The following is a 17,044-nucleotide window of genomic DNA, read 5'->3' as shown; positions in this document are numbered from 1 at the left end:
GCGATCGGAATTGCGAGGATCACGAGTAGCTCCATGCTTGCCGCGTACCCGGTGCGGTGCCGGTCAATCGGCAGGAGGGTGGTTCGCGATTTCCCCACGCCTGTCGGCTCGACTGCGCGTCCGCACGGTGAGTTCGGTTCGCGCCACCGAACCTCAGTCGCCGGTGTCGTACCCGAGTCGCACGTCGTGCGACACCTCACCGCCGGACACCAGCACCTGCCCGGAGACCGCCGGATAGCCGCGCGCCACGATCGTGTACCGGCCGACCGGAAGATCCGGCACCACATAGCGTCCGTGCTCGTCGGTGCGGGTGGTTGCGGTCAGTTCGCCGGTCTCGTCGAGCACGGTGATCTGGGCGTCGGCGACGGTGCGCCCATCCGCGGTTTCGGCCGTGCCGACGAGCACCGCCATCGGGGTCAGCTCGATATCGTGGCGCAGCACACCGGTGTCGGGCACCGCGAGGGTGCTCGCGTCCGGGCGCATATGGTCGGCCACCGCCACCAGCGTGTACGAGCCCGCGACCACGCCTTCGCAGACATACGTGCCGTCCGCGCCGGTCACCGCGCTGGCCACGACCTCGCCCCGCTGATCGGTCAACGTCACCGTCGCGGCGGTGAGGGGATCGCCGCTGCCTGCCGAACGCACCACACCCGACAGCCGTCCGGAGCCGAGCAGTGTCAGATCGAGTCGCTGGGGCTGCTGCCCGACCGTCACATTGACCGCGGTGGGCTGATGTCCGCTCGCCGACGCGATCAGCACATAGCTGCCCGTGTCCGCGGCCGGGAAAACGAACTCGCCGTGTGCGTCACCGGTGGCGCGCGCGGCCTGGCGGCCCTTCGGATCGATCAGGGTGAGCGCCGCGTCCGGGACCGGATGCCCGTCCTCGCGATGGACCCGCCCGGTGATCGCGGCGTCCTCGCCGTAGCCGGCGTCGAATGCGGCGGTCACCGTGCCCTCGTGCGCGCCGTGACCATTGGTCTCGGCGTGCCGGGCCGCGGCGGCGGCCAGTACCGGCTCCGGTTCCGACAAAGCCTGTGCGGCGCCTTCCCACACCTGGTCCTCGTCCCAGGACGAGGCGATGCTTTCGGCCGCCGCCGCGTCCGTCGCCGTCGCGGGCACCGGCGCGTCCTGTAGCGGGATCTCCTTCATGAACATCAGCACCACACACGCCAGCAACGCCACCGCGGACGCGGCATAGAACACGCCCTGCATGGAGTCGGTGAAACCGGTCAGGATCGGCACCCGGACCTCCGGCGGCAGCGTGGCGATCACACTGGTGTTGCTCTGCAAATCGCCCAGCGCGGCGGCGTCGAAGCCGGGCGGCAGCGTTCCGCCGAACGCGTCGGTGATCTTGCGCGGCAGCAGATTGAACAGGATGGTCAGGAAGATCGCGACGCCGAGGGTGCCGCCCATCTGCCGGAAGAACGTCGCCGACGCGGTCGACACACCCATATCCGAGCGCGGGCCCGCGTTCTGCGCGGCGATGATCAGCGTCTGCATGCAGGCGCCGAGCCCGAGCCCGATGACGCCGCCGTACACCAGCGGCTGCCACAGCGCGCTGTCGTAATGCACCTGCGCGTACAGCACGGCGCCCACCGCGATGATGAAGGTGCCCGCCACCGGCAGGATCTTGTAACGGCCGGTGCGCTTGGTGATCTGGCCCGCCACACCCGAACCGATCATGATGCCGAGCACCAGCGGCAGCATGAGCAGACCCGCCTTGGTGGGCGAATACCCGCGCACCACCTGGAAGTACTGCGGCACCATGGTGATCGCGCCGAACATCGCGACACCGACGATGAATCCGCCCGCGATGGTGACGCTGAACGTGGAGTTCTTGAACAACCGCAGCGGAATCAGCGCGGCGTCCTTCATCAGGAACTCGATCAGCACGAACAGCAGCAGCCCGGCCGCACCGATGCCGTAGCAGGTCAGCGCCTTGTGCGAATCCCAGCCCCAATGCCTGCCCTGTTCGGCCACGATCAGCAGCGGCACCACGCAGATCGCCAGCGCTATCGCGCCGAGCCAGTCGATGCGGTGGTTCTGCCGCTGATGCGGGACATTGAGCACCTTCGCGACCACGATCATCGCCAGCACCCCGACCGGCACGTTCACCAGGAACACCCAGCGCCAGCCCTCGATGCCGCCGAGGATGTCGTAATCGGAGAAGAAGCCGCCGAGCACCGGGCCGAGCACCGTCGCGCCACCGAAGACGATCATGAAATAGCCCTGGTAGCGCACCCGTTCGCGGGCCGGCACGATATCGCCGATGATGGTGAACGCCAGCGACATCAGGCCACCCGCGCCCAGGCCCTGGAACGCGCGGAACGCGGCGAGCTGATACATCGAGGTGGCGAAGGTGCAGGCCACCGAACCGATGACGAACAGCCCGATCGCGAGCAGATAGAACGGTTTGCGGCCGTAGATGTCGGCGAGCTTGCCGTACAGCGGTGTGGTGATGGTCGCGGTGATCAGATAGGCGGTGGTGGCCCACGCCTGTTCGTCGAAGCCGTGCAAGCTGTTGGCGATCTTGACGATCGCGACGCTCACGATGTTCTGGTCCAACGCGGCCAGGAACATGCCGAGCAACAGGCCGGAGAGAATCGTCAGCACCTGCCGATGCGACAGGGTGGTGCTCGCGCCGGTCTCCGGGGGCCCCGCGTCCGCCCGGGTGGTCGATGTGGTCATGTGAGCCCTGATTCTGATCTGGTAGCCGTGGCTGGGGAGCGCGCGCTGCGGCGCGGCCGTCGACCGGATGGGCGGCGCGTGATCAGGCTGTGCGCCCCAGCAGAATTGTTTAGCAACAGCAACTAGTTGCGTCGGCCAACTATACAATCGCCGGATGTGTCGCCCGTCACCGGGTTCGAGCGTCCCTGTGCGCGCCGTCGATGGGAATCAATGGTTTCGCCGACAACGGTGCATCGACTATGAATGTGGGGTGCCACAGCCACGTGTGATCGTCTGCCCGCCTTCCGATCCGTGCCGCAGGGAGTCGATGTGACCATCGAGCACCCCATCGCGCAGCCCGTCGAGGACGAGGTCTCACAGCTGGCGCAGCGGGTCGAGAAGGCCCGCGGCCGGCTGGCCTACCAGTTCGATCCGGCGCTCACCGACGCCCTGTCGGAAGAAGAACTGCGCGCCGAACGCGAACTCGCCGAGCGCATCCGGGTCCAGGACCGGGCACAACGCTGGAAACAGGCCCAGGCCGCGGCCGCCGCCGCCGACCGAGCCAGGCAGACCACCGAAGAAATCGAGAAGGCCGACATTCGAGATCTCTTGCTAGCCCGTAAGGCAATCGCCAACCAGCAGCGCGAATCCAGTCCGCACGCCAAACTCGCCTCGCTCTACCGTCACCGTTCGTGGTCGCTGCGCGCGCTGGCCGGTGTGGTAGCGGCGGGCATGTTGTGGTCGGCGGTCAATGTGCAGCACAACATCGCTCCCGGCGGGCCAGGCGACCCGCTGTACTGGTTCAGCTACCTGATCGAGGCGATGATCAGTGTCTGCCTCATCATCATCATGATCGGCACCAACAAGGTGGCCGAATGGGGTGTGGTCGACAACCGGCAGAAGGTCGCCGCCGCCGAAATCGCCCTGCTGGCACTGACTGTCAGCCTCAACACCTACCCGTATGTGCGTGACGCGCAGTGGTACGAGGCGGCCGTGCACGCGGTGGCGCCGGTGATGATCGGCGTCGCGCTGCTCATCCACGACGCCGTCAGCGCCCGGTACGGTCTTGCCATCGCGCGGGCGACCGAGCAGGTCAGGGAATTGCCGGACCCGGCCGAGCAGATCCGCAGCCGGCTGCCCGATATCAACAGCTTCCGGTTGAGCGCACCCGATTACGCGTTGCAGCAGCCGGTGTCCATGGAACCCGAACCCGCGGTCCGGGAAGAGGTTCCGGCGCCCGCGCCGCAGGAGCAGGACGCCGAGGCCGAGGTCGCCGACGCCGAGGCGCAGGCCGAGACCGAGGTGCTCGAGCAGGAGCCCGCACCCGCCGCCGAGCCAGCGCCCAAGGCCGCGTTCCGTAGCTCCGGCAAGCCCGCGACGCCGAAGATCCCGGTCTCGTTCGACGACGATGTTTTCCTCGGTTCCACCGAGACCACCGTGGCGTCGGCGCGTGCCACGTCCAATGGTGCGGCGGCCAAGAGCGCGCCGGTGGCCGAGCCGCAGCGCGCCACGAAGACCTCGGCCAGCGAGCCGGTGAAGGTCAACGGTTCCACCGCCTCGGCGAGCGGGACGGCGTCCGCGAACGGTGCGGCGAAGCCTGCCGCCGCGCCGGTGTCGAAGGCGAGCACACCCGCGAAGGCTCCGGCGGCGGAGCCGCGCTCGACCTCGACGCCCTTCCGCGCCGCCGCGAAGCCGGCCGAGCCGACGGTGAGCATCGATCGTCCGGAGCCGGCGTTCAGCGCGCTCGGCGCCTCGGACAGCCCGAAGATCGGTGCGCTGCGTGGGCGCAAGTCCAAGAGCAAGGCGTCCGAGGCCGAACCCGCGCTGCACGAGGTCGTCCAGGCCACCAGCATCTATGACACCGGCCAGTTCCGCATCGCCGAAGAGCTCGAGCGCGAACTCGCCGAGATGCAGGCCGCCCGTCGTCGCGCCAGGACCAGCAAGCAGCGCTGACCGGGTGCTACCCCGTCACGGCCGCAACGCGAGTTTGCCGGTCGTGGTGCGCTCGGCCAGGGCCGTGAGGACGGCCGGACCGTCGGCGAGATCGTGGACGGCCGGCGTGCCCGGCGGGTAGACGCCTGCCTCGCGCAGTGCCGCGAGCTCGCGCATGAGCTCGCCGAAGACTTCGGGAGCGTGCTCGATGAGCACCCCGATGTGCAGACCGATCAGGTGGATCTGGTGACGGAAGTTCAGGTCCCAGTTGGTGATCGCGGAACTACCCGCCGCCGCACCGTAGACGACGACGCGTCCGGTGACCCGCCTGGTGGCGGCCAGCGAGGCGGCGAAGGTGTCGCCGCCGACCGATTCCAGCACCAGATCGGCACCCCGGCCGTCGGTCAGCCGCGCGACCTCGGCGGCGATGTCGACGTTGCGATAGTCGAGCACGTGGTGGGCGCCGAGTGCGCGCACGGTGTCGTGCTTGTCCGGTGAGGCCGTGGCGATCACGGTGGCGCCGTAATGCGCGGCCATCCGTACGGCGGCCTGGCCGACGCCGCCCGCCGCCGCGTGCACGAGCACGGTCTCCCCGGTGCTGAGGCGGCCCAGCGGTTTCAGCGCGGCCAATGCGGTGGCCCAATTGAGAACCAGGCCGAGTGCCTGCTCATCCGTCCAGCCCGCGGGCACCGGCGCGACCCCGGCGGCGGGCATGACCATGTATTCGGCGAAAGCGCCGGGCCCGGTGCCGATCACATGCGCGCCCGGCTCGATCCCGGTGACTCCTGGTCCGAGTGCGACGACCTCGCCGGCGGCCTCGAATCCGGCGATATACGGCGCCTGCGGACCGCCGTCGTAGGTGCCCGACGTCTGCATGACATCGGCGAAATTGACGCCGGCGGCACTCACCCGGATCAGGACCTCACCCGCGGCGGGCACCGGAACCGGTGCGGCATCGAGCAGGCGCAGATCCCGCGGTCCGGTCAGTGTGGGCTGTTCGAGGGCGCGCATGGTGGTGGGCAGGCTGCTCATCGGTGTCGGTCTCCATTCGGGCGTGGGGCGCAGGCGTCCCATTCTTTTCGATGACAGCAGAAGAGAACGCGGCTATGCTTCGTTTTATTCGATAGGTGTCGAAGAGTAAGGAGTCGCGGTGCCGCCGGGACGCTGGAAGTCCGCCGACCACCCCGCGATCGAGGAGGTCGCGATCGACGATGTGCTGCACGCACTGGCCGACCCGACCCGTCGCCGGATCGTGCGCACCCTGCTCGCCGACGGCGACAGGCCCTGCGGCACCTTCGATCTCGACGTCGCCGCGTCCACCCTCAGTCACCACTTCAAGGCCCTGCGCAAAGCCGGCATCATCCGCCAGTTCGACGTCGGACGCCAGCGCATGAACACGCTGCGACTGGACGAACTCGGCACCCGATTCCCCGGGCTGGTCGACTCGGTCCTCGCTCTGCCGGAGCCGGAACCACCGAACCCCTGACCCTGCCATCGCTCGCGCCCGCTGCCGGCTAGGGGACCGGTTTGCGCACCAGGATTTCCAGGCGGACGAAGGTCTGGTCGTAGCTGCCGTCCGGGGTGCGCAATTCGTCGACGGCGTAGGCGAGTTCATCGGCCAGGCGGGCATGCGCGGCCTCGGGAGCCTGGCGGGTGAGTGATATCGCCGCGGTGGTGCGCAGCATGGCCGCCAGTTCGTCGCGGGTGAACGGGCGGTGCTGGATGACCGTGCGTACACCGTCGTCGGGGATGTCGAATCCGGCGTCGGTGAGCAGGTGGGCCACGGGTTCGGGTTCCGGGAACGGTTCGGGTGGACGTAGGTCGTTGGCGCGGGCGATGCGCGCGATGAGCCGGATCACCCTGGCCGCGTTGCCCGCCGCGGCGGATTCGGAGTGATACCAGCCATCGGGTCGCAACACCCGGTGCACGGCCGCGAAGACCTGCGGGTAGGCCGACATCGGCAGCCAGTGCAGCATCGCGCGACTGACCACGAGATCGACGGTCCCCGGCGGGATCAGCCGATCGAAGTCCGTTGCCGAGGCGGTGACGAACTCCAGGTTGGCACCGGCCCGGCGCCGCGCGGTGGCGAGCATGGACGGATCCTGATCGACTCCGATGACGAGCCCATCGGGAACCAGCAGGCCGAGTTTCGCGGTGAATTCGCCGGTGCCGCACCCGAGATCGACCACCGTATCCCACGCCCGGGGCGGATGGCGGAGCAGAAACCATTCGTCGACCGCACGATGATGCTCGGCGGCGGCCGAGTACTCCTCCCCGCGCCAGCCTGCACCGTCCAGCCCTCCGAGGCTCATGCCTCGATGCTAATCCCGCGGTCCGTGCGCGGCCTCGAGCTCGCCGGCGGCGTAGAAGCTGCGCCCGCCCGGTCCCCCGGAGACCGACCACACTTCGGTGATGAATCCGCCGGTGGCGCGCAGGATATCGGTGCCGCTCACGTCGATCACCGAACCGCCGGAGTCCGTGAAGCGCGCCCCGTAGGGACTGGCCACCAAGCCGGTTCCGGTCTCGTCCATCTCGACGACGAAGCTGCCCTGCGGGGTGAAGCGAAGATCCGGGCGCTGCTCCCGAAACCGCGCGATCTGGATCCTGAATGCCGCGCGGTCGCGGATGGAGTCATAGTCGGAGGCGCCCGGCTGGGCGTAGCGCAGGACGAACTCCGGCGCCATGATCTGCTCGACGAGATCCAGCTCGCCGTTCCACATATCGGTCCATCGGGCGAAGAGTTCGATACCTGCCGCACGCATGGGCAATCCTCTCATTGATACGGTCGCAACGAGGCGAACGTATAGTCTCACTGAGATGGTGTCAATCGTGCGGAGGTGGCATGGCGGATCTCGGGGCGCAGGACTACATCGTGCTCGGCTTGATCGCCCGGCACGGACCACTCACCCCCTATGACCTGAAAACCCGCATCGAGGAGAGCATCGACTACTTCTGGCCGATCCCGCACGCGCAGCTCTACCGGATTCCGGTGCGGCTGGCCGAGCAAGGTCTGCTCCATGAGGAAGCCGAAGAGGGTGGGCGCAGGCGGCGGGTATTCCATCTGACGAAAGCCGGTCGCGCGCGGCTGCGTGACTGGCTGGCGGATCCTTCGGGCCCGCCGGCCGAGACCAGGGACCCGGCCCAGCTCAAACTGTTCTTCGTCGACCTCGGCGAACCGGATGACGTGGTCGGCCTGGCGCGCCACCAAGCCGCCGAACACCGGCGCTGGCTCGATCATTACCGCGAGCTGTACGACGGCATCGACCGTAGCGGGGCGGATGTGCGCGCGGTGGCCCGGGCCCGGATTCTCCAGCTGGGCATCGGGCACGAGCAGGCGTACGTGCAGTTCTGGGAGGAACTGGCCGCCGATCCCGAGGGGTTCGCGGTGCGTAACAGCACGTAGGGGATGCGTGCGGAAGGGTCGCTCGATGGTCGAGCGACCCTTCGAAGGTGTATGCAGAACGGGCTTGGTGGCGGTCGGGCACCGCGGCCGGGTCAGCCGTGCGCCTGCGCGGTGTCGAGGGTGAAGGCGGCGGTGCGGACGGTGTCGCCGTGCTTGAAGTCCAGGAACAGCCGGTAGGTGCCGGGGCCGGGGACCGCGGTGTGGAAGGAGACGTCGGGTCCGGGCGCGGTGACGCCGTCGCCCGGCTCACCGTTCGGGTGCACGTGGACGTAGGCGAGATCGCCGGCGCGAATGACGACGAGGTGACCGAACGCGGCGAGATAGGGCTGTAGATCGGTGACCGGAACGCCGTCCTTGCGCACGGTGAGGGTGAGCAGGCTGCCCGTGCCGGTGCTGAGCTCGCCCGCCAGCTCGACCTCATAGTCGTCCACCCGGTATGTGCGCGCCGATTCCGGCACCGGCCGCGGTGCGTACGTCCCGGCCACCGCCAGGTCCGCGCCGAGGGTGATCGTCTTGCCGAGGGCCCGCGGCGCGATATCGGTGAACACCCGATACGCCCCCGCCTCCGGCAGGTTCAGCCGCACCGACCAAGTGCCGTCCGCCGCCGGCTCCGGATGCACATGCCAGAACCCGGTCAGCTCGCGCGGCACCACGATCAGATGCAGTTCCTTGTCGTGGATCGGGGTGTACTCGGTGACCGGCCGCCCGTCCGGGCCGATGATCCGGAACCGGAAATCGACCTCGCCTGGGCGGAGGATCGTGTCGGTCAGGTGCAGGGTGTAGCCGTCTTGGGTGATCAGGAGGCCGCCGGGGAAATCGGAGGCGCCGTGGGCCGAATGATCGCCGTGAACTGCGCCGTGATTGGCGTGGCCTGCGTGATCTCCATGGTTGGGATGGGCGGCGTGCTCGCCGTGGTTGGCATGACCTGCGTGATCTCCGTGAGCTGCGGCGTGGCCGGCATGCGGCGCACCGGTGGTGTGGGCTGCGTGGCCGGTGTGGAGTTCGGTGCTCATGGTCGTCGTCCTTCTCGCTCGTCTGGTGGTTGTCTCTTCGTCTGTCATAAACCTATACCCCCTAGGGGTATCGCGCAATGCGAGGTCAGGTGTTCCACGTCACGTCGACTCATCGCAGAAATTTCCGGCGCGATGTCGATTCGCCGCCCCACGGCAGCATCTGGCGGGCTTCTTCCTGATCGACGTCGACAGCCATGAGCGGGCCGAGCAGATCGCCGCCCAGTTCGCGGGTCCGGGCGGAACCGTTGAACTGCGGCCGACCATGTGGCCGGGCGGCGACGACCAGTGAACGCGGCGGCGGTGGGGCAGGTGTGGCGTCGCGAGGCGCCGTCCGCGCCCACCTGCTGGACATGACCGGCGACCTGACCGGTGCACTGGAGAGCTACGTCGAGGCCGCGCGCCTCACCACCAGTCTTCCGGAGCAGCGTTACCTCAACGCTCGAATCCGGCGCTCGAGTGCGGATTCCGGTTGACCCTCGCACCGCTGAGGTCGCTGTGGTGGAGCTCGAGTCGATCGGCCCGGCCGGCTGTCGGGCGGTCGTCGATTCCTGTCGGACCCACCTGATCTAATGGCGTGATCGGAAGGAGCCGAGGGTGCGGGAGTCGATGGGGGACGGGCGGGCGTCGGGGCCGTCGCGGGCGGTCAGCGGATGGACCACCGGGCTGGTGTGTGTGGCGATCGTGGCCTGCGGAGTGATCGCCGGTGGGTTGTTGCACGAACCGGAGCACGAGCTGACGACGGCGCCGCCGACCACCACGAGCGCTTCGCCGCAGCCGGATCGGGAACCCACCTATGTGACTCCGCCGGTCACGTATCCGACGCAGATTCCCGGCTGTCCGGTGGTGGACCCGCCCGGCGAGGGCGGGTCGTTCGGCTGGGTCACGACGGGCGAGTCCGAGTACGACAACCCGGCGTATCCGTGGTTCTCCGGGCCCAAAGCGGTGGCGATGTCGGAGGCGCTGCGTGCGGCGCTGCCCGCCGGGGTCGCCATCGACTTCGCGCCCGCCGATCGGTCGCTGTTCTTCCAGCCCATCATCGAGGCGCCCGAGCCGGCGGAGCTCGGCGGCTTCACCTCCGCCGACGGCACGGTGCGGCGGGGTGATCGAGCGGGGTGGATGTCGGTGACGGTACGGCAGTCCAACGATCCGGTCCGGCCCTGTGTCGCAGGCGAACTCGATGAACGCCGTCACCTTCCGGACGGCTCGACCGTCGATACCCAGGACTCCTGGTCGGAGACCGACGGTGTGCGCACGCTCTCGCGCGGTGTCACCGCGTATCTGCCGGACGGCAGTGTGATCAGCGCGTACGCGACCAACGGGACGAGCGACGCCCTCCCGGCCGGCGAAGTTCCGCTGACGATCGATGAACTCGTCGCCCTCGTCACCGCACCCGGGCTCGCGGTGACTGCGCCGGTGCCGCCGGGAACACCCGGCCCGCCCGAAGCCTGCTCCACCGGTTTCGACGAGACACAGGCCATCGACGAACCCACCGCTCGCCGCCTCAACGCTGTGCTGGCCGGTGTCCGGCTCGACGGCGTGACGCTGGACCGTCCGCTGGGTGACCTGCGGCCGGGCGGATGGGACGACGGCGGGTTGTGCCAGACCGTCCGCGCCGACGCGGCGGGCAGCAGTCACGGCTGAGCATCGAGATCACCACCGGGCAGCCCCTACCGACCTCGACCGAGCCGTCGTCCTCGCTCGGTGATCGAGTCGCCACCAGCCGGACACTGGCCGATGGATCGGTCGTGGAAACCGAGGAATCCACGGACGGGGTGGCGTCACGGTCGGGCGTTCCAGGAACCGAACTGACCCGCACCGTGACGGTGACCCACCCCTCCGGCACCAGGATCGAAGTATCCTCGCGCGCCGGCGATCCCGCGCAGCCGTTGCCGACGGCTCTGCTCGAAACCATCGCGCTGGCTCCCGGCCTGGAGGTGTCGTAATGGCGTGGGCTCCTGGCGTTCGCAACCTCGTCCTCGCCGCCGTCGCCGCGGTCGTCACCAGCGCGGGCGCGGTGGCGGTGCTGATGTCTCCGGACGACACCACCCGCAAGATCACCGGAACCAATGACGCCGCACCGGGTCTGGGATGGTCGATCGACGCAGCAGCCCTGTACGGCGCGCCCGGCGCCGAATTCCGTAACCCGGTCGGCGGCACCGAATTCGACTTCGGCGGCGCGGGTTTCCTCGACGCCGGTGACACGCTGGTCACGGTGATCGGAGTCTACGACCACGACGCCATGTCGCTCCGAGAGCCGAAACTCTACGGCCTCGATGCCGCGACCGGAGCGACACAGTGGGAAGCGCCGGCAACCGGCCTCGGCGGGTGCGCAGCCGAACCGGTCGACGGCGCGCTCGTCTGCTACACCGGGTTCTCGGCCGAGGATTCCGCGCTGATCGGATTCGACCTCGCCGATGGAACGGTCACCCGCACACCACTGGACTGGCACGTGTTCGCCCTCGCCGCCACCGGCGACCGCCTGTACATCGCCGAGGGTGATGTCGAATCCGATGACGTACGCGTGCATTCGGGCAACCTCGCCGACCCCGACGCCTACTGGACCCGGCCGTACACCATGGGCACCTTCTGGGAAGACCTGCCATGGGATGCGCTCGATGTCTCCCACGGCCAAGGTGTGTTCACCCTCGGCGCCGACATGGCCGGATTCGACCTGCGCACCGGCGAACCCACCTGGACTGCCCGGCTCGACGGATGTTCGCACCACACACCGGCATTCGATGCCCTCGTGATCCGCGTCGACACCCGATGCGATGGCAGCGGGGCGACCCGCACCGACCTGCTCGACCGTGCAGGCCGCACCCTCGCCACCACCGGCGGGCCGGCGGTCAGCGATCCGACCCTCGACCGCCCCGCCGACGACACCATTCCCATCCTGCTGGGCGATACGGCTGTCGACCGCCGCGACGGAACCGTCCGCTGGACCAGCCCCGATCTGCTCGCCACCGCACCCGATGCGGGTGACGGCGCCGCCGTCACCGGCACCGCGATCGGCATACTCGGCGATATCGCCCTGCTCCACGATCCCTTTGCCGCGACCACCTCCGGCTTGGATCTGCGGACGGGACAACGCCTCTGGCGCACTCCCACCGACCGTCACGGCACCCTGCACGACTGGCGCGACGGCACAGCGGTGTTCACCGACCCGACCGGCATCTACGCCCTCGACCCGCGCACCGGCGCCGTCCTCTGGGACGCGCCGTTCCGCGCCATCGACGCCGACCCGGACGCTTTCACCGACAGCGGCGAACTCACCGCCATGGGCGAGGGCCGCTATGTCTTCGCCGCACCACGCACCATGATCGGCCTGCGCCCCTTCGACTGAGCGATAGCGGTCCACGGGATCGGGGTCTTCCGCGATCTCCTGATCACCCCTGGCCTTCGTCGGGGTCGGGAAGCCGGCACACCCTGGAGGGCATGTTGAAACGCACTTTCGTCGCGATAGCCGTCACTGCCGCACTCTTACCTGCGGCCCAGCTCGCCACCGCGACGACCGCTTCTGCGGCACCACAGCAGGCATTCGTCGACGGCCCCATGCTCGGCTCCGCCGATGTCGGCTGCGGCGCGCAAGGATGCACGAGTCCGCTGGTGAAGTTCCTGCTCATCGACCTGCCCGAACTGCTCGGCTCCGGTTCGGCTGGTTCCTAGGGGCCGATCCCGAGATCGGCGTGCGCCGGCCGAGATTCGATTACTCGGCCAGCGCCGCCCGGAACAGCTCCCAGGATCGGTGCAGGTCCTGCTCCCAGTACCCCCACGAATGCGTTCCGGTGTCGCGGAAGTCGAAGGTGGCGGGGATGGCGAGTTCCTGGAAGCGGTCGCGCAGGCGCTGGGTGCAGACATGGGTGACTTGTTCCAGTGGTGCGCCGAAGACGAGCTGGTAGGCGAGCGAGAGCGGGTCGCCCGCGGCGGGCAGGTTGTCGAGCGGGCCGGGTAGTCCGGTGCCGGTAGCGACGTAGATGGCGGTGTCGCGCAGGTCGGCAGCGTGTAGGTAGGGGTCCTTGGCGGCCCATACCTCACGGCTGGCGCCCCACATGTTCGCCGGATTTCCGCCATTGCTGGCGACCACCGCGGTGATCAGGGCGCGACCGCTCAGATCGCTGGTCTGCACGCATCCGCTGTAGGAGCCGATGGCCTGGTACAGGTCCGGAGCGGCCAGGGCGAGCTGGAACACCGCGGTGCCCGCCATGGAAATGCCTGCGATGGCGTTCTTCCCGGTTCCGCGAAAGGCGCTGTCGATGATCGGCGGCAGTTCCTCGGTGAGGAATGTGGTCCAGCGTTGTTTACCCAGCACCGGGTCGTCGGCGCGCCAGTCGGTGAAATAGCTGCCGCGCCCGCCCATCGGGACCACCAGGGTTACCTGTTCGTCGGCGAGGAAATCGGCGATATCGGTGGCGTTGGTCCAGTTCCGGTCGGCGCCGCCGTCGGCACCATTGAGTAGATACAGCACCGGCGCGGGTTCGGAATCGCGAGGCGCCGGACGCACTTTCACGGTGATATCGGTATGCATGGCGGTCGAGTGCACCCGCACATCGAGGAATCCGTCGGCGCCTCGGCTGATGGCGACGATGCGGGAACCATCGGGTGCGTGCTGGGTTCCGGCCGGGATCGGCAGGTCGGGCGCGCCCGCCGCGATCGCCGATTCGCCAGCAGAGCACAGGGCGGCGACCACGGCCAGCGGCACCAGCACGCTCATCACCCGCCACCGGATGCGGCTGGAACCGATGCTCACCGGACACCTCCGAATACCCGCCTGTCGCTGGGTCCGACGGTAGGGGAGTGCGGGCGCGGTGAACGCCGGATCCGGGATTTGTTGGGAACCGCGCCAGCTCAGCGAGAATCCGGCTGGGGCGGGTCACAAGGACCGGCAAGCGCGTCAGCGGGCGCGGTCGGAACGCTGCGCACGGCGAAGGCACGGATATCGCGCGGAAGTTCAGGCGCGGCTTTCGGCGAGTATATCGGCCAGTCCCCGTGTGCCCTTGGCGATTTCGGTGGCTGTGCCCAGATCCAGGCGCACTTCGAGATCCGGATTCTCGGCCGCGCCATCGTGATGGGTGAGCCCGGTCGCGTCGATGACGTAGTGGAACGTCGTATCACCGATGTACACGGTGACCGTCCCGCTCGACACCACCTCGGCCACCGCCCGCCCCAGCGGCAAGGCGAACCAGTGCGCGCGCACCGCATCGGTGCTGCGGCGCTCACCCAGCAGCGGCGTCCCCCACACCGACAGCGCCTCCAGCACCGGGCGCAAGGCCGCACCGGTGTCGGTGAGCTCGTACAACGCCGTCGTCGCGCGCGGCCCGACCCGGCGCTTGGTGAGAATCCCGTCGCGTTCGAGGTCCTTGAGCCGGGCGGCGAGCACATCGGTGCTGATGCCGGGCAGGTCGGCGAACAGATCGCTGTAGCGGCGCGGGCCGGCGGTGAGTTCGCGCACTACCAGCAGATTCCAGCGGTCCCCGACGATCTCGAGCGCGCGGCTCACCGCACAGTGATGGTCGTAACTTCGGCGTGGCACCCGGCCACTCTAACGCAGTACTTGGAAAATCAAAGTGCATACTTGGGATTTCCAAGTACAGTAGCGGCAGCCGTTTCGAGAAGAGGATGTCCATGCAGGTCAAGCAGTCGAGCAAGTTGTCGGGAGTGTCGTACGAGATTCGCGGCCCGGTGGCCGAGCATGCCGCGCGCCTGGAAGCCGAGGGACATCACGTCGTCAAACTCAACACCGGCAACCCGCTGCCGTTCGGGTTCGAAGCGCCCGAGGAGATCTTGCAGGACATCGTGCGGACACTGCCGAGTTCGAGTGGCTATACCGGTTCCAAAGGGCTGCTGTCGGCTCGGCGCGCGGTCGTGCAGTACTACCAGACGCTCGGCCTGCCCGACGTCGACGTCGAGGAGGTATTCCTCGGCAACGGCGTCTCCGAACTGATCATGATGGCCATGACCGCCCTGCTGGAAAACGGCGACGAAGTGCTGGTTCCCGCACCGGATTTCCCGCTGTGGACCGCCGCCACCGCGCTCAACGGCGGCAGGCCGGTGCATTACATGTGCGACGAATCCGCCGACTGGTTCCCCGATGTCGCCGATATCGAGTCCAAGGTCACCGAACGCACCCGCGCGATCGTGATCATCAATCCGAACAATCCCACCGGCGCGGTGTATTCGCAGGATGTCCTGCGCGACATTCTCGAAGTGGCGCGCCGCCACAACCTGATCGTGTTCTCCGACGAGATCTACGACAAGATCTACTACGACGGCGGCATCCACACCGCGACCGCCGCCCTGGCTCCCGACCTGCTGTGCCTGACCTTCTCGGGCCTGTCCAAGGGCTACCGCTGCGCCGGTTTCCGGTCCGGCTGGATGGTGGTGTCGGGTCCGACTCAGCACGCCGCGAACTACCTGGAAGGGCTGACCATGCTCGCCGGGCTGCGCCTGTGCGCGAATGTGCCCGGCCAGCAGGTGATTCAGGCCGCCCTCGGCGGGCATCAGAGCATCTACGATCTCACCCTGCCCGGTGGACGGCTGCGTGAGCAGCGCGATCGCGCGTGGGAGGCGCTCAACGCCATCCCGGGCATTTCGTGCGTGAAGCCCAAGGGCGCGCTCTACGCGTTCCCCAAGATCGACCTCGACGTGTACCCGATCGTCGACGACGAGAAGCTGGTGCTCGATCTGCTGCTGCAAGAGAAGCTGCACATCGTGCAGGGCACCGGCTTCAATTGGCCGCGGCCCGATCACTTCCGCATCGTCACGCTGCCGCACGCCGACGACCTCGAGGCCATCATCGAACGGATCGGGCGGTTCCTGGCGACCTACCGGCAGTAAGCGTCGAACCGGCCGGTGTTCGGCGCAGATCCTGCGGCGGCAACCGACTCGCCGCCGCCTCGAGGTTCGCCGCACCACCGCCGCCCACCCATACGATCGACCCATGAGCGAGCTGATCGCAGTCAGTGGGGCGACGGGGGCGATCGGGGGACGGGTGGCGCGTCGGCTGGCGGCCGAGGGCATCGAGCAACGGCTGCTCGGCCGCAATGCCGCCCGGGCGCCGCAGCTGCCCGGCGCGCATTTCGTCGCCGCCGCTTACGCCGATCCGGCGGGTGTGCGCGCGGCGCTCGAGGGGGTGGGCACGTTCTTGTTCGTCTCGGCGAGCGAGTCACGCGACCGGGCCGACCAGCAGCGAGCCGTCGTGCGCGCGGCCGTCGACGCGGGCGTGTGCCGCATCGTCTACGTCTCCTTCGTCGGCGCCGCACCCGAGTGCACCTTCACCTTCGGCCGCGACCACTGGTGGACCGAGCAGGAAATCCGTTCCAGCGGGCTGGATTTCACCTTCCTGCGGGACAATTTCTACCAGGACATGCTGCCCTTGCTGGCCGGCGAGGACGGGGTCATCCGCGGTCCCGCCGGTGACGGCCGGATCGGCGCCGTCGCCCGCGACGATGTCGCCGACGTCGCGACGGCAGTGCTCACCGGCACCGGCCACGACGGCCACACCTACGACGTCACCGGTCCGCGCGCGATCACCCTGACCGAAGCCGCCGCCATGATCAGCGAAGCGACCGGCCGCACCGTCACTTACCACGCCGAATCCCTGGATGAGGCGTATGCGAGCCGGGCGGGCTACGGCGCCGAGGACTGGGAGGTCGCGGGCTGGGTGAGCTCCTATCAGGCCATGGCCACCGGCGAGCTGGACGTCGTCACCGATACCGTGCCCCGGCTCACCGGCCACCCCGCCAAGGATTTCGCCGAACTGCTGGCCGAAACCGCCCGCGCGCAGTGAGGGTGCATGCCCGGTTGCTCTCGGATAGCCGCGCGCTGAGGGTGAACCGCGTAAGCTGACGCCCAGTTGCCGAACTACTGGCACAGGTGGGCGAGTACCTGCGGATCGCGGTCGCCGAGAGTTTCCCACCGGGTGGGTGGGCGTCGTCGAACGCACTGATCGCCCGCCGCTACCGGGGAGTCGTGCGGCGGACCGGATCGCGCCGGGCACCGCGCGGATTCCCGAGGGCAAGCGGTAGGTGCG

General features: G+C 68.6%; 18 protein-coding genes. 11 read left to right on the top strand and 7 right to left on the bottom strand.

Features of this window, described 5'->3' with window-relative positions:
* Positions 1–153: 153 nt before the first annotated feature.
* The gene (locus tag FEK34_RS27510) at positions 154–2,688 is read right to left on the bottom strand and encodes an MFS transporter (RefSeq protein WP_138452556.1); all 2,535 of its coding nucleotides are present in this window, start codon (positions 2,686–2,688) and stop codon (positions 154–156) included.
* Positions 2,689–2,997: 309 nt separating this feature from the next.
* Here FEK34_RS27510 and FEK34_RS27505 point away from each other — a divergent pair, with 309 nt between their 5' ends.
* Complete coding sequence (locus FEK34_RS27505) at positions 2,998–4,620, top strand: hypothetical protein (RefSeq protein WP_138452554.1); 1,623 nt, start codon at positions 2,998–3,000, stop codon at positions 4,618–4,620.
* Between the two features lie 15 nt (positions 4,621–4,635).
* Here the strand turns inward: FEK34_RS27505 and FEK34_RS27500 are convergent, their stop codons facing one another.
* Positions 4,636–5,631 carry an NADPH:quinone oxidoreductase family protein gene (locus FEK34_RS27500; RefSeq protein WP_138452552.1) on the bottom strand — a complete coding sequence of 332 codons (996 nt, stop codon included), beginning with the start codon at positions 5,629–5,631 and terminating at the stop codon, positions 4,636–4,638.
* Positions 5,632–5,749: 118 nt separating this feature from the next.
* On the opposite strand from FEK34_RS27500, the gene FEK34_RS27495 reads away from it, so the two are divergent.
* Entirely contained in the window at positions 5,750–6,085 is a 336-nt protein-coding gene (locus FEK34_RS27495; protein ID WP_138452550.1) for an ArsR/SmtB family transcription factor, read from the top strand.
* Between the two features lie 28 nt (positions 6,086–6,113).
* On the opposite strand, the gene FEK34_RS27490 is transcribed toward FEK34_RS27495, so the two are convergent.
* On the bottom strand, positions 6,114–6,911 hold the full coding sequence (locus FEK34_RS27490) for a class I SAM-dependent methyltransferase (RefSeq protein WP_138452547.1): 798 nt from the start codon (positions 6,909–6,911) through the stop codon (positions 6,114–6,116).
* A 9-nt stretch (positions 6,912–6,920) separates the two neighbouring features.
* A complete protein-coding gene (locus FEK34_RS27485; protein WP_212748839.1) occupies positions 6,921–7,361 on the bottom strand; it encodes a nuclear transport factor 2 family protein in 441 nt (146 codons plus the stop codon).
* 80 nt (positions 7,362–7,441) lie between these two features.
* Between FEK34_RS27485 and FEK34_RS27480 the strand changes: the two genes are divergently transcribed.
* The gene (locus FEK34_RS27480) at positions 7,442–8,002 is read left to right on the top strand and encodes a PadR family transcriptional regulator (protein WP_138452543.1); all 561 of its coding nucleotides are present in this window, start codon (positions 7,442–7,444) and stop codon (positions 8,000–8,002) included.
* A 92-nt stretch (positions 8,003–8,094) separates the two neighbouring features.
* Here the strand turns inward: FEK34_RS27480 and FEK34_RS27475 are convergent, their stop codons facing one another.
* The gene (locus FEK34_RS27475; protein WP_138452541.1) at positions 8,095–9,015 is read right to left on the bottom strand and encodes a hypothetical protein; all 921 of its coding nucleotides are present in this window, start codon (positions 9,013–9,015) and stop codon (positions 8,095–8,097) included.
* On the opposite strand from FEK34_RS27475, the gene FEK34_RS27470 reads away from it, so the two are divergent.
* The 6 genes from FEK34_RS27470 (at position 9,014) to FEK34_RS27450 (ending at position 12,681) form a co-directional block, all read left to right on the top strand.
* Positions 9,014–9,304, top strand: coding sequence for a hypothetical protein (locus tag FEK34_RS27470; RefSeq protein ID WP_138452538.1), 291 nt, complete (start codon positions 9,014–9,016; stop codon positions 9,302–9,304). The genes FEK34_RS27475 and FEK34_RS27470 overlap by 2 nt on opposite strands.
* Before the next feature lie 22 nt (positions 9,305–9,326).
* Positions 9,327–9,488, top strand: a complete 162-nt coding sequence (locus tag FEK34_RS27465) for a hypothetical protein (RefSeq protein WP_212748838.1) — start codon at positions 9,327–9,329, stop codon at positions 9,486–9,488.
* A 121-nt stretch (positions 9,489–9,609) separates the two neighbouring features.
* Entirely contained in the window at positions 9,610–10,656 is a 1,047-nt protein-coding gene (locus FEK34_RS27460) for a hypothetical protein (RefSeq protein ID WP_249359672.1), read from the top strand.
* 104 nt (positions 10,657–10,760) lie between these two features.
* A complete protein-coding gene (locus FEK34_RS31025; RefSeq protein ID WP_249359670.1) occupies positions 10,761–10,958 on the top strand; it encodes a hypothetical protein in 198 nt (65 codons plus the stop codon).
* Complete coding sequence (locus FEK34_RS27455; protein ID WP_138452535.1) at positions 10,958–12,358, top strand: PQQ-binding-like beta-propeller repeat protein; 1,401 nt, start codon at positions 10,958–10,960, stop codon at positions 12,356–12,358. The genes FEK34_RS31025 and FEK34_RS27455 overlap by 1 nt, the downstream gene beginning before the upstream one ends.
* Positions 12,359–12,450: 92 nt before the next feature.
* Positions 12,451–12,681, top strand: coding sequence for a hypothetical protein (locus FEK34_RS27450; RefSeq protein WP_138452533.1), 231 nt, complete (start codon positions 12,451–12,453; stop codon positions 12,679–12,681).
* 40 nt (positions 12,682–12,721) lie between these two features.
* On the opposite strand, the gene FEK34_RS27445 is transcribed toward FEK34_RS27450, so the two are convergent.
* Both FEK34_RS27445 and FEK34_RS27440 read right to left on the bottom strand, forming a co-directional pair.
* Positions 12,722–13,762 carry an alpha/beta hydrolase gene (locus FEK34_RS27445; RefSeq protein ID WP_138452531.1) on the bottom strand — a complete coding sequence of 347 codons (1,041 nt, stop codon included), beginning with the start codon at positions 13,760–13,762 and terminating at the stop codon, positions 12,722–12,724.
* Positions 13,763–13,963: 201 nt separating this feature from the next.
* Positions 13,964–14,545 (bottom strand): winged helix-turn-helix transcriptional regulator, encoded by a 582-nt coding sequence (locus FEK34_RS27440; protein ID WP_138452529.1) that lies wholly within the window; start codon positions 14,543–14,545, stop codon positions 13,964–13,966.
* Positions 14,546–14,637: 92 nt separating this feature from the next.
* On the opposite strand from FEK34_RS27440, the gene FEK34_RS27435 reads away from it, so the two are divergent.
* Both FEK34_RS27435 and FEK34_RS27430 read left to right on the top strand, forming a co-directional pair.
* Positions 14,638–15,849: a pyridoxal phosphate-dependent aminotransferase gene (locus FEK34_RS27435; RefSeq protein ID WP_138452526.1), complete on the top strand. Its 1,212-nt coding sequence runs from the start codon at positions 14,638–14,640 to the stop codon at positions 15,847–15,849.
* 103 nt (positions 15,850–15,952) lie between these two features.
* Positions 15,953–16,801, top strand: a complete 849-nt coding sequence (locus tag FEK34_RS27430) for an SDR family oxidoreductase (RefSeq protein WP_138452524.1) — start codon at positions 15,953–15,955, stop codon at positions 16,799–16,801.
* Positions 16,802–17,044 lie beyond the last annotated feature (243 nt).

It is taken from the genome of Nocardia cyriacigeorgica, from assembly GCF_005863245.1.
GTDB classification, from domain to species: Bacteria; Actinomycetota; Actinomycetes; order Mycobacteriales; family Mycobacteriaceae; genus Nocardia; species Nocardia cyriacigeorgica_C.
The sequence above is the reverse complement of the archived record's forward strand: the minus strand, read 5'-3'. Positions and strand labels throughout refer to the sequence as shown.